Raw genomic sequence first — 12,174 nt, 5'->3', positions numbered from 1 at the left:
TAAATCTAAAGTATTTTTGTAATTGCGATGATTACTGCTACTAAAACTGTAGCTAATAATACACCTCTCGCTTTATAGATCTCATTCTTTTTAATAAATATAAAAAAAGGAATAAAATTTAATGCAGCACCTAAGGCTATGACCTTTCCTAAGTAATCATTATTTGCGGCCTCGATGAGCGTAGTTTTTATGTCCAGCTCAGAGAATAGAGAGATATATAGAAATATCCCTATTATCGTGGCAAGTATCCCCATCAACAGGCCGGTTAGAACTTGTTTCCTAATCATTAAGATTCCAGCTATTAAGGTCTTGAATATAATGATGTGCGGTAAGATCGAACTGTACAGGCACAACAGAAACATATCCGTTGGCTAAAGCCCATTCATCTGTATCTTCTCCCTTGTCTTCATTTATAAATTCTCCTGTTAACCAATAGTAATCTCTCCCTTGCGGATTGGTACGTTTATCAAATTCTTCTTTCCAAAGGGCCTTAGCCTGTCTGCAAATTTTTATCCCTTTAATGTCTGCCTCTGGAAGTTTAGGTAAGTTAACATTCAATACCACTCCCTTTGGAAGTCCGTTCTTTAAAACTTTTTGAGTAATAGCTTTGATAAACTTTTTGGTAGGTTCAAAATCTGCGGTGAGCGAATAATCTAAAAGAGAGAATCCTATAGCCGGTATTCCTTCAATTCCTGCTTCTACCGCAGCGCTCATAGTTCCTGAATAAATTACATTTATGGAGGAATTTGAACCATGATTTATACCGCTTACACAAAGGTCTGGTTTACGATGTAAAATTTCCTGAGTTGCAATTTTCACACAATCTGCAGGAGTTCCGGAGCAGCTATATTCTTTATGAGTGTACTTTTCATTGATCTTAACCGGGTCGCAATAAAGCGTGTCGCTAATAGTTATAGCATGGCCCATAGCGCTCTGTGGGCTATCTGGAGCAACAACAATTACATCTCCAAGTTGTTTCATTACCTCGATGAGGGTTCTTATTCCTGGTGCAGTTATTCCGTCGTCATTAGTAACTAAGATAAGAGGCTTATTCTGAGTCATCTTTTGTTTTATTTAAGATTGCTAAAATAATATTTTCCAAAGGAAAGCTTATCTTAGACGTCGAACAAATAAATTGTGAGATTCGACGTGATTGGCACAATTTTTTATATAATTACCCTACTATTAATGTTGAAATTTATGCGATTTATGAAAAGGAACTATAAAGTGCTGGTCCTGTTACTGTTGATGGCCGCGGCTTCCTGCAGTTTTACCACCAAAAAATTTGAAGATCCAAATAAAGATAAACTTTTAATGGATCTTATCACTTATGTTCTTGAACGTGGACATTATGATGCAAAAAGTATAGATGATACCTTTTCAAAAGAAGTTTACAAGGATTATTTATCTGACATTGACCCCTTAAAAAGATTTTTCTATAAAAAAGACATAGAAGGATTTTCTGCTTATGAAAATCAAATTGACGACCAGATTCGCAATAAAGATCTAAGCTTTTTTGATCTAACTCACGAAACGCTAGTTTCAAGAATGAAAGAAGTTAGAGTGATCTATAAAGAGATACTTGCAGAACCATTCGACTTTACTTCAGAAGAGGACATTAATACAGATTATGAAGATGTAGAATATGTATCTTCTCGAGAAGAGTTAAAAGAACGCTGGAGAAAGCAATTGAAGTTCACTACACTGGGAACTTTTGCAGATCTTAAAGAAGATCAACAAAGAGCATTGGCTAATAAATCTTCTAGTGATAAAGAAAATACCGCTGCGGCTTTTACTTCGGAAGGAAACAAAACAGATAAGAAAGTAGAAGCTGTAACTAAAAGATCTGATGCAGAATTAGAGAAAGAAGCTAGAGAATCTACACTTACCGCTATGGATGAGTATTTTGATTTTAGCGAAGAGATTGAACGTAAAGATTATTTCACTGTATATCTAAATGCTATTGTAGAAGAATTTGATCCGCATACTTTCTATTTCGCACCACAGGATAAAGATAGATTTGATATCGCTATGTCTGGAAAGTTAGAAGGGATTGGAGCCAGACTGCAGAAAAAGAGCGATAATATTACTATTATGGAAGTTATTTCTGGTGGTCCGGCATGGATGACAGATAAGTTGAGTGAAGGTGATGTGATCTTGAAAGTAAAGCAGGAAAAGGAAAAAGATCCTGTGAGTATTGTAGGTATGAGATTAGACGATGCAGTGAATCTTATTAAAGGGCCAAAAGGAACTAAGGTTACCTTAACTGTTAAGAAAAAAGTTCTTGGAAATATTGAGGATATCACCATTACCAGAGATGTGGTGGAGTTGGAAGAGACGTACGCCAAATCTGCGGTTGTAGAGAAGAATGGAAAAACCTTTGGTTTAATCAACCTTCCAAAGTTCTATTTTAACATGGAAGATTATAATGAGCGTAATGCAGCATCTGATGTGAAGCAGGAGATCATCCGTCTTAAAAAGCAAGGAATGGAAGGTCTTGTTTTAGATCTTAGAAATAATGGAGGCGGTTCTTTAAAAACTGTGGTAGATATTGCTGGTCTTTTTATTGAAAAAGGTCCGGTAGTACAGGTTAAATCTAAAGGTGAAGGTCAGGAGATCTTAGAAGATACAGATGCAAGTATTCTTTGGGATGGCCCAATGGTCATTCTAGTAAATGAACTTTCTGCTTCGGCTTCAGAAATTCTGGCTGCAGCAATGCAAGACTATAAGAGAGCTGTGATCATAGGAAGTAAGCAAACTTATGGTAAGGGAACAGTTCAGAATGTAATAGATCTTAATCAAACCGTTAGAAGTAATGAGTATGGAGACCTAGGAGCTCTTAAATTAACTACTCAGAAGTTCTATAGGGTTAATGGGGGTTCTACTCAATTAGAAGGTGTAAAGAGTGATGTTGTTGTTCCAGACAGATATAGTTATATTGATGTAGGGGAGAAGGATAATGAAAACCCTTTACCTTGGGATCAAATAGCTCCTGCAAAATATAAAGTGTGGAGTGGTTATATAGATTTTGATCAGGCTATTTCAAATAGTAAGGCCAGAATGCAGAAAAGTGCTCAATTAGGATTGATTGCTCAAAATGCGAAATGGGTGAAAGATCAAAGTGATAGAGATGTTTATTCTTTAAATTATAACTCTTATAAAGAAAGAAGAGATTTTATAGAAAATGATGCTAAGAAATTTGATGCGATCTCTAATTATAACTCAAATCTTAACTATACCTCTTTGCCTTATGAATTAGACCTTGTAAAGAATGATACTATTCTTAAGGAGAAAAGAGATAGATGGCACAAAAGTTTAAGTGGGGATGCTTATGTGGAAGAAGCAGTGAATGTTCTAGACGATATTAAAGTAAATAATATTAAGAAGGGTAAAGTAGCTCTTAAGAATTAAATAGCTCAAATAAATAATAAGAAAAACGCTTCAAAGGTAATATAACTTTTGAAGCGTTTTTCTTTCTAAATAAATTAACAGTTCTGTTTTATTGGTGTATTGAGATACTAGAGATATCAGCTTACGGGGATTGTTTCAGTACAGAAGGATTTTAAGTCAGATTTAAAATAGTACTGCATTAGTATATAATTTAATCTGTAACTTTGAGATTAATAAAATCAGTATGAAAAGAAAGTATATATATCCCGCAATGATACTGCTAGTTGCAGCAGTTATTCTTTTAGTAGAAAGATGTTCTTAAGAGTTTAAATTGTGCATTTTACCAGAACGACATTCGTTCTGAATCTAATTTTAAGAAGATAAAAAGTAGAATAGTAAAACTCCATAATCCTGAACCTCCATAGCTAAAGAAAGGCAATGGAATTCCAACAGTTGGAAAAATACCTATTACCATGCTTATATTCACTAAGAAGTGAAAAAAGATAATTCCTGTTACGCAATATCCATACACCCTATTAAAAGTTGATTTTTGTCTCTCCGCCAACATTATCAGTCTCAACAATAAGAACATAAATAGAGCTACTACAATGCTAGAGCCTACAAAACCCCATTCTTCTCCAACAGTACTAAAGATATAATCTGTATGTTGTTCTGGTACAAATTGTCCCTTTGTTTGTGTTCCTTCTGTCCAACCTTTACCAACCCAGCCGCCACTTCCAATTGCAATTTCACTTTGATTGGTGTTATAACCTATTCCTTTGTTGTCTACTTCACTTCCTAGAACAATATTAAAGCGGTCTCTGTGTCTTTGTTCAAATACATTTTGAAAGATATAATCTACAGAAAAAGAGTAGGCCATAGAAGCTACAAGTATAACCAGGAGAAGTAATACTTTAGGGCGATATCTTTTCTTTAATAGCAGACTTAATACACATATTGCCAATACTGCGAGGGTTACGTTTATTGGCCCAAATACTAGTGTAAAAACAAAGATCGCTATGGCAGAGAATCCAAGAATTAGGTAAAGACCTGATAAGCCCTCTCGGTATAAAGGAAAAAGAAATGCTGCATACACCATGGCACTTCCTGCATCTGGTTGAGGTAGAATGATTAGCGCTGGAATTGCGATGATCATAAATGCCTTTACCTGACTGGTAAAGAGATATATGTTAGTTTGAATATCACCCAAATATTTTGCTAGGGCTAATGCGGTAGCTACTTTAGCAAATTCTGCAGGTTGTATACTAACACCACCAAATACATACCAGGAAGTTGCTCCGTTAATGGTTTTACCAAAGAGAAAAAGTCCGGCAATAGAAATTAAAGAGATTATATATATAACGCTAGAGAATCGCATATAGAACCTGGCTTCAATAGAGAGGAGCAGTACAATAAGAACAAGGCTTAAAACGATCCATACAGCTTGTTTCCCATACGTCTGGCTAAAATCGAAGATAGAGGTAGGGGTACTTCCCAGAGAAGCAGAATAGATATTCATCCATCCAAAGCTTATAAGCAGTAAATATATAATTATTGTTATCCAGTCAAAACTGATGGAGGTCTTAGCCATTACTTATTAATTGAAAAAGGTTGACCGCTATATTGCTTGGCGTATTCATCTTCCAGACTGTGGCTTAATACCCAATCTTCCATATCTGTTCTGGTGATGGTTCCTTTTAGATATTTCTCTACCATTAAACTAGCTATTCTACCAGCATATCTTCCTCCCCAGTATCCATTTTCAACAAAAACCGCTATTGCAATTTTTGGATTATCTACTGGAGCAAATGCTATAAATATAGAATGATCTGTAAGCTGAGTTTTCTTGCCATCAATTTTTGCAAAATTTTCTGCAGTACCAGTTTTTCCTGCAATTTCAATTCCTGGAATTCTTAAAGCTGATGCCGTACCACTCATATAAACCTGATGCATTCCTTCAATAACCGGCTCGAAATTCTTAGCGTCTACTGTTGTATAATGTTTTTTTGTAAAAGCCTCGTCTGCTATAGCCTGCCCTTCTATCTTTTTTAAGATATGAGGTGTATAAAACCATCCTTTATTTGAAATGGTAGCAGTCATATTAGCAAGTTGTATTGGCGTCATTAAGATCTCTCCTTGGCCAATAGCATTAGATAAAGTTGCAGTAGAAAACCATTTATAGGTTGGATAATCATAAATTTTATTGTAATAGTTGGCATCTGGGATCTTACCTGGTCTACCTGTAGAAAGATCTGATCCTAGATAACCTCCAAGTCCAAAGCTTTTTAAATGATTAGACCAAACATCCATACCTTCTTGTGGGGTTGGATATTTTTCTATTATTCTTCTATAAACATTCGCAAAATAAGCGTTACAAGATTGTGCAATTCCAGGAATCATAGATAATGGGCTGGCATGTGCATGACATCCTAATTTACGACCACGCCCATAGGCGTATCCTCTATTACAATAAAATCTATCTTCTGTGGTAACTACATCTTCCTGTAGTGCAATTAAAGCATTGATAGTTTTAAATGGGGAGCCAGGTGGGTATTCTGCAAGTAGACCTCTATCATATAAAGGCTTTGCAATGGTGTCATAATAGAGTTTTGTGAAGTTTGCAGATCTTTTTCTCCCCATTAATAAAGCGGGATCATAAGAAGGTGCAGTAACCATCGCTAAGATTTCGCCCGTTCTTGGTTCTAAAGCAACAATTCCTCCGCGCTTATTTTCCATCAACTTTTCGCCATAAGCTTGTAGAATACCATCTATTGTAATATTGATATCTTTTCCTTTTTTTGGAATTGTATCGAAGATCCCATCTTTATAAGCACCTATATCACGATTAAAACGATCCTTCTGTATGTATTTAACGCCCTTAATACCACGAAGCAATTCTTCGTAATATCCTTCTACCCCTTGTTTTCCAATAAGGTCACCAGATATGTAATATGGATTTTCATCAATTATCTTTTTATTCACTTCTGTAATATACCCTAGAACATTAGATCCATTATGAGTTTGATAATCTCTAAGTGAACGTTTTTGAATATAGAATCCTTGATACTTACGCATCTTCTCTTGAAAGTAAGCGTATTCAGATTTTGTAAGCTGTGGAATGATAATAGAAGGTAATCTAGGTGAGTAGATCTTTGCCTTGTCTAATTTCTTAACTAGATCTTCCGGAGTAATATTTAATATCTTACAGAACTCTGCAGTATCAAAAGCTTTTACGTTTCTTGGTATCGCCATAACATCGTAAGATGGCTGGTTAGATACTAGAAGTTCTCCATTTCTGTCAAAGATATATCCGCGTTGCGGATAATCATATACTATCTTAATAGCATTATTTTCCGAAAGTCTTGCAAAGGAGGTGTCTACCACCTGTAAATAGAATAGACGCGAAAAAAATATCAATCCTGTGGTAACAATTAAAATGTACAGTAATATTCTTCTCATCGTCTCTTAGGTTTAAACAAACTTAAGCTAATAAGAACAAGTAGGATAGTAAATATTCCTGAGAAGAACGTCTTTTTCAGAATTAAGAAACTGTGTGAAAAATCAAACATTTCTAATGTAAAAAGTACTAGATGATGTAAAAATACCACAATCATAATGTACCCTATCCTGGCACCATAAGGTGTGTTAGATAGTTTTACAGTTTGATAATCATAACTTACTCCAAAGGAGAATCTTAAAATAGTTGGCCTTATGTAAGCAATCAATATACAGGCTGCTGCGTTAATTCCGCCGCTATCTTCAAATGTATCTATGGTAAGTCCTAAAAAGAATGAAACTATAATAAATAAGAACTGTGGTGTATTGAAAGGATAGAGTATCAGAAAAATAACATAAAGGTACGGGTTCACATACCCAAGAAAGTTGATATTATTAAGGAGTAAGACCTGTAATAATATCAAGAAGATAAATCTTAGCGTATTTGTGATTATTGTATTAGTCATCTACAGATTCCAATTCTTTAATTTCTGCCTTTATTTTGTTCTCGATTACATATACATAACCAATGTTTGTCATATCATTAAACAACTGTATGTTTATAGTATAATAGCTTTCGTTGTTGTCTAATTTAAAATCTAAGATCTTCCCAATAGGAATTCCCTGTGGGAATATTAGAGATTTACCACCGGTTACAATAGTATCTCCTTTCTTAACAGGAGCTAATCTTGGAACATCTATTAACTGAATAATATTTGGGTCTAGACCATCCCATATTAAAGATCCAAAATGATCAGATTTATTAAGCTGCGCATTTATCTTGGTGTTACTGTTCAAAATAGAAATAACACGGGCGTAGTTATTAGTTACCTTATCTACAATACCAATAATACCCTGACTGGTAATAACTCCATCTTCTGAGTTTAAGCCGGAATTTTTTCCGCCTTCAATAGTAATGTAATTATCAATCTTAGAATAATTGTTATTGATCACCTTGGCAACTCGAAATTTATAAACACTATTGAAAGAGGTAGAGTCTGTAATTTGCTCTAAGGTGATAGAATCTTTAGTTGCAGCCAGTAGATTGTGAAGCTGTTTATTCTCATCCATCAAACGTTTGTTATATTCGTCTAGATAAAAATAAGACTGCACACTATTAGCCCAGCCGTATATACCTCCGGTAACAAAATTAGCAGAGCTTATAAACTTGCTTTTGTGATAGGAGTGAGACTGGATTGTTAAAAACAAAGAAAGTACCAGCAGCAACAGGAATAAAATATTATTCTTATTGCGGATAAGAAAATTAAAAATCTGCTGCATAAGTGGTTACTACTACTTTATCAAAATTCCCTTATATCTCGCGAGGCTCTTTAAACATATTCCGGTTCCTCTAACAACTGCTCTAAGTGGATCTTCTGCAATATAAACAGGAAGATCTGTTTTCAATGAAAGTCTTTTATCCAGACCTCTTAACATAGAACCACCACCTGCAAGATAGATACCGGTGTTATAAATATCGGCAGCTAGTTCTGGTGGAGTTTGTGAAAGGGTTTCCATAACAGCATCTTCAATTCTTAAAATAGATTTGTCTAATGCCTTAGCGATCTCTCTATAAGAAATTTGAACCTGTTTTGGTTTTCCAGTTAAAAGGTCACGTCCTTGAACGCTCATTTCTTCTGGCGGAACTTCTAGATCTTCTGTAGCAGCACCAATTTGGATCTTTATTTTTTCAGCAGTTCTTTCACCAACGTATAGGTTGTGTTGCGTACGCATGTAATACACAATATCGTTTGTGAATACATCTCCTGCGATCTTAATAGATTTATCACATACAATACCTCCAAGAGCTATAACTGCGATCTCGGTGGTTCCACCTCCTATATCTACAATCATATTTCCTTTAGGTTGCATAATATCTACACCAATACCAATAGCAGCGGCCATTGGTTCGTGAATTAAGTACACTTCTTTACCGTTAACACGCTCTGCACTTTCTTTTACAGCACGCATTTCAACCTCTGTTATACCAGACGGAATACAAATAACCATTCTTAATGCCGGGGTGAACATTTTCTTTTTTAATGCAGGAATTTCTTTAATGAACATACTGATCATCTTTTCACTGGCATCAAAATCTGCAATTACACCATCTTTAAGCGGGCGAATTGTTTTAATATTTTCATGGGTTTTCCCCTGCATCATGGCAGCTTCTTTTCCCACGGCAATAATCTTTCCCGTAGTTCTGTCACGGGCTACAATAGAAGGGCTATCCACAACAACTTTGTCGTTGTGTATTACCAAGGTGTTTGCTGTTCCTAAATCTATTGCTATTTCTTCAATGAGAAAATCAAAAAATCCCATAGTATTTTATGTAAGTTGAGGTTAGGTAAATGTAATGAAATTAATGTTTAAAATGGCGTGTTCCCGTCATTACCATCGAGATGTTGTTCTCGTTGCAATAATCTACACTCAATTGATCTTTTATAGATCCTCCCGGCTGAATAACCGCAGATATTCCTTCATTTCCTGCAATTTCTACACAGTCTGGAAATGGGAAAAATGCATCACTGGCCATCACGGCTCCTTTTAGATCAAAATTAAAGGAATTTGCTTTATCTATGCTCTGGCGTAACGCATCTACTCTAGACGTTTGTCCGGTTCCGCTGGCCAATAGTTGTTTATTTTTTGCTAGTACGATTGTATTAGATTTGGTGTGCTTGCAGATCTTAGAAGCAAATATCAAATCATTTAACTCTTCAGAACTTGGTTTATTGTTGGTGGCAGTTGTTAAATCTTCAAGAGCATCGGTTTTATTATCTCTGTCTTGTACTAAAACTCCATTTAAACAAGTTCTAACCATGTTCTCTGGTAAAGCTACATCTTTAAGAATCAATAATATTCTATTTTTCTTTCCTTTTAAAATCTCTTCAGCTTCAGTAGAAAAAGAAGGTGCAATGACCACTTCACAGAACAACTGGTGAATTTCTTCTGCAGTTGGTTTATCTATTTCCTTGTTGCTAATTAAAACACCGCCAAATGCAGAAACCGGATCTCCGGCCAAAGCATCCATATACGCTTGGTGCAATGTTTCTCTTTGCGCAAGTCCGCATGCATTATTGTGCTTTAAAATCGCAAAAGTTGGAGCGTCATTTTTAAACTCATTCATCAAGTTTACAGCAGCATCTACATCCAACAAGTTGTTATACGATAATTCTTTACCGTGCAATTGTTCGAAAACCTCATCAAAATCTCCAAAGAAAGTACCTTTTTGATGTGGATTTTCGCCATATCTAAGTTCTTTACCTTGTAAAAAGCTTTGTTTAAAAACATTTTCTTCGGAATTGAAAAAGCTGAAAATAGCAGTATCATAATGTGAAGAAACTTTAAAAGCTTTACCTGCAAATTTCTTGCGGTCTGCTAGGTTAGTTTCACCGTTCTTTTCATTCAACAAGTCTAAGAATTCGCTATAATCATCAACTGAAGATACACAGGTTACATCTTTAAAATTTTTTGCTGCAGCACGAATTAGTGAAATTCCGCCTATATCTATTTTTTCAATGATATCTTCTTCAGAAGCTCCAGATGCAACAGTTTTTTCAAATGGATATAGATCTACAATTACGATATCTATTTGAGGGATCTCAAATTGCGCCATCTCTTCAACATCTCCATCATGATCCTGTCTATTTAAAATTCCGCCAAAAACCTTTGGATGTAAGGTTTTAACTCTTCCTCCTAAAATAGAAGGATAAGAAGTAACATCTTCTACAGGGATTACGTTGATCCCTAGATCTTTAATAAATTTTTCGGTACCACCTGTAGAATAGATAGTAACGCCTAACTCATCTAGTTTTTGTGCAATGGGAGCCAAACCTTCTTTACTGAATACAGAAATTAGGGCTGATTTCGCCAATTTTAAATCGCTCATTGTGTTGTGTTTGTTAAGGATGCAAAAGTAATTAAATCACTATAAAATTTAGAGATCTAAACTTTTATTTCTTAAAAAAAATGTAACGAAAAAGTTCTGCCGGCGTCTTATCTTTAATCGATGCAAAACACCTGATTTTACTATGCTGATTTATCTAAGGGTCTTAAAGGAAAGTTTTTATTTTGCTATTAATGCATTACGAAACAATAAGTTGCGAACCTTTCTATCGCTACTAGGCGTTACTATTGGGATTTTCTCGATTATTGCGGTTCTCGCTGCGGTAGATTCTTTAGAGCGAAATATTAAAGGAAGTTTGAGTTCTTTGGATAATAGCACCATTATTTTAATGCGATTCTCTTTTGGTCCTACAGATATTCCTCGTTGGAAAACTCAGCAATTTCCAGATGTTACTTATGATGAATATCAATATTTGAAACGAAGCATGCCAGATATGAAAGCGGCAAGTTTTGTAATGAATGTGCCAAGAGAAACTTTAAAATATGGAGATAATACTGTTACCTCTGTAGATCTTGGTGCTATAACCAGCGAGTATTATGAGATTGAATCCTTACAACTTGCAGAAGGTAGATTTTTTAACGAATCTGAATCTGTAAGTGGTTCTCCTGTAATTGTATTAGGAGATGAAATAGCTACCAATCTTTTTGGAGATCTAGATCCTTTAGGAAAGGAAATTAGGCTTTATGGTAGGAAGTTCTCTGTAATTGGCGTTCTTAAAAAAGAAGGAACCAGCCTTTTTGGAAATTCTAAAGATGGGCAGGTGTTTCTTCCAGTAAATATAACCAGAAGAATTTATGGCGATAATAACAAATCTACATTTCCACAGATCATCATCAAACCTGTTGAAGATGCAGATAGTGCAGAGTTTATGGCCATTCTTACTCAGAAACTTCGAACGTATCGCGGCTTAAAACCAGATGAAATCAGCAATTTCTTTGTAAATCAGTTAAAAGGGCTTACAGATTTTATAGATAACATCACTGGGCAGATGAATTTTATTGGCTTAATTATTAGTGGCTTCTCTTTATTAGTGGGAGGTTTTGGAATAGCCAATATTATGTTTGTTAGTGTAAAAGAAAGAACTAATCTTATAGGGATCCAAAAATCTCTAGGAGCAAAAAATAGATTCATCTTATCTCAATTTTTATTTGAAGCCGTGATATTGGCAGTTATTGGAGGTCTTATCGGCCTTTTCCTAGTATGGATAATTTCTATAGTTGCCTCGCAATTCACCGGAGAGTTTGAATTTGTACTTTCTCCTTGGAATATGTTCTTGGGGACCATCGTATCTGCTGTTATCGGACTGGTTTCAGGAATTATACCTGCTATCTCAGCATCTAAATTAGATCCGGTAGAAGCCATTAGAACAGGAATGTAGCATT

10 protein-coding genes are annotated in these 12,174 nt (G+C 35.2%); 2 read left to right on the top strand and 8 right to left on the bottom strand.

Translation table 11 applies throughout. The features are described 5' to 3' along the window. Nucleotides 1–5 precede the first annotated feature (5 nt). A complete protein-coding gene (locus tag P163_RS00185) occupies nucleotides 6–287 on the bottom strand; it encodes a hypothetical protein (RefSeq protein ID WP_034886704.1) in 282 nt (93 codons plus the stop codon). Continuing rightward, nucleotides 280–1,062 carry a 5'/3'-nucleotidase SurE gene (surE, locus tag P163_RS00180; protein WP_034886702.1) on the bottom strand — a complete coding sequence of 261 codons (783 nt, stop codon included), beginning with the start codon at nucleotides 1,060–1,062 and terminating at the stop codon, nucleotides 280–282. The genes P163_RS00185 and surE overlap by 8 nt, the downstream gene beginning before the upstream one ends. A 147-nt stretch (nucleotides 1,063–1,209) precedes the next feature. Between surE and P163_RS00175 the strand changes: the two genes are divergently transcribed. Further along, nucleotides 1,210–3,411, top strand: a complete 2,202-nt coding sequence (locus P163_RS00175) for a carboxy terminal-processing peptidase (RefSeq protein ID WP_034887687.1) — start codon at nucleotides 1,210–1,212, stop codon at nucleotides 3,409–3,411. 319 nt (nucleotides 3,412–3,730) lie between these two features. Here the strand turns inward: P163_RS00175 and rodA are convergent, their stop codons facing one another. From rodA to purH, 6 genes are read right to left on the bottom strand one after another with little or no spacing between them, the layout of a single operon-like run. Beyond that, nucleotides 3,731–4,981 (bottom strand): rod shape-determining protein RodA, encoded by a 1,251-nt coding sequence (gene rodA, locus P163_RS00170; RefSeq protein WP_034886699.1) that lies wholly within the window; start codon nucleotides 4,979–4,981, stop codon nucleotides 3,731–3,733. Further along, a complete protein-coding gene (gene mrdA, locus P163_RS00165) occupies nucleotides 4,981–6,849 on the bottom strand; it encodes a penicillin-binding protein 2 (protein ID WP_034886697.1) in 1,869 nt (622 codons plus the stop codon). Before mrdA ends, rodA begins: the two co-directional genes overlap by 1 nt. Next, nucleotides 6,846–7,352, bottom strand: coding sequence for a hypothetical protein (locus P163_RS00160; protein WP_034886694.1), 507 nt, complete (start codon nucleotides 7,350–7,352; stop codon nucleotides 6,846–6,848). Before P163_RS00160 ends, mrdA begins: the two co-directional genes overlap by 4 nt. Beyond that, on the bottom strand, nucleotides 7,345–8,166 hold the full coding sequence (gene mreC, locus P163_RS00155) for a rod shape-determining protein MreC (protein ID WP_034886692.1): 822 nt from the start codon (nucleotides 8,164–8,166) through the stop codon (nucleotides 7,345–7,347). The genes P163_RS00160 and mreC overlap by 8 nt, the downstream gene beginning before the upstream one ends. A 12-nt stretch (nucleotides 8,167–8,178) precedes the next feature. Further along, nucleotides 8,179–9,207, bottom strand: a complete 1,029-nt coding sequence (locus P163_RS00150; protein ID WP_034886689.1) for a rod shape-determining protein — start codon at nucleotides 9,205–9,207, stop codon at nucleotides 8,179–8,181. A gap of 40 nt (nucleotides 9,208–9,247) precedes the next feature. After that, nucleotides 9,248–10,774 carry a bifunctional phosphoribosylaminoimidazolecarboxamide formyltransferase/IMP cyclohydrolase gene (purH, locus tag P163_RS00145; protein WP_034886686.1) on the bottom strand — a complete coding sequence of 509 codons (1,527 nt, stop codon included), beginning with the start codon at nucleotides 10,772–10,774 and terminating at the stop codon, nucleotides 9,248–9,250. Nucleotides 10,775–10,916: 142 nt separating this feature from the next. Here purH and P163_RS00140 point away from each other — a divergent pair, with 142 nt between their 5' ends. After that, nucleotides 10,917–12,170 (top strand): ABC transporter permease, encoded by a 1,254-nt coding sequence (locus P163_RS00140; protein ID WP_034886683.1) that lies wholly within the window; start codon nucleotides 10,917–10,919, stop codon nucleotides 12,168–12,170. The last annotated feature ends 4 nt before the right edge of the window (nucleotides 12,171–12,174 follow it).

The organism is Gillisia sp. Hel_I_29 (genome assembly GCF_000744275.1).
Lineage (GTDB): Bacteria > Bacteroidota > Bacteroidia > Flavobacteriales > Flavobacteriaceae > Gillisia.
The sequence above is the reverse complement of the archived record's forward strand: the minus strand, read 5'-3'. Positions and strand labels throughout refer to the sequence as shown.

Excerpts from the sequence above, each read along its gene's own strand:
- P163_RS00150 (WP_034886689.1), bottom strand. The coding sequence starts at position 9,207 with ATGGGATTTTTTGATTTTCTCATTGAAGAAATAGCAATAGATTTAGGA.
- surE (WP_034886702.1), bottom strand. The coding sequence starts at position 1,062 with ATGACTCAGAATAAGCCTCTTATCTTAGTTACTAATGACGACGGAATA.
- P163_RS00185 (WP_034886704.1), bottom strand. The coding sequence starts at position 287 with ATGATTAGGAAACAAGTTCTAACCGGCCTGTTGATGGGGATACTTGCC.
- P163_RS00160 (WP_034886694.1), bottom strand. The coding sequence starts at position 7,352 with ATGACTAATACAATAATCACAAATACGCTAAGATTTATCTTCTTGATA.
- mreC (WP_034886692.1), bottom strand. The coding sequence starts at position 8,166 with ATGCAGCAGATTTTTAATTTTCTTATCCGCAATAAGAATAATATTTTA.
- mrdA (WP_034886697.1), bottom strand. The coding sequence starts at position 6,849 with ATGAGAAGAATATTACTGTACATTTTAATTGTTACCACAGGATTGATA.
- rodA (WP_034886699.1), bottom strand. The coding sequence starts at position 4,981 with ATGGCTAAGACCTCCATCAGTTTTGACTGGATAACAATAATTATATAT.
- P163_RS00140 (WP_034886683.1), top strand. The coding sequence starts at position 10,917 with ATGCTGATTTATCTAAGGGTCTTAAAGGAAAGTTTTTATTTTGCTATT.
- purH (WP_034886686.1), bottom strand. The coding sequence starts at position 10,774 with ATGAGCGATTTAAAATTGGCGAAATCAGCCCTAATTTCTGTATTCAGT.
- P163_RS00175 (WP_034887687.1), top strand. The coding sequence starts at position 1,210 with ATGAAAAGGAACTATAAAGTGCTGGTCCTGTTACTGTTGATGGCCGCG.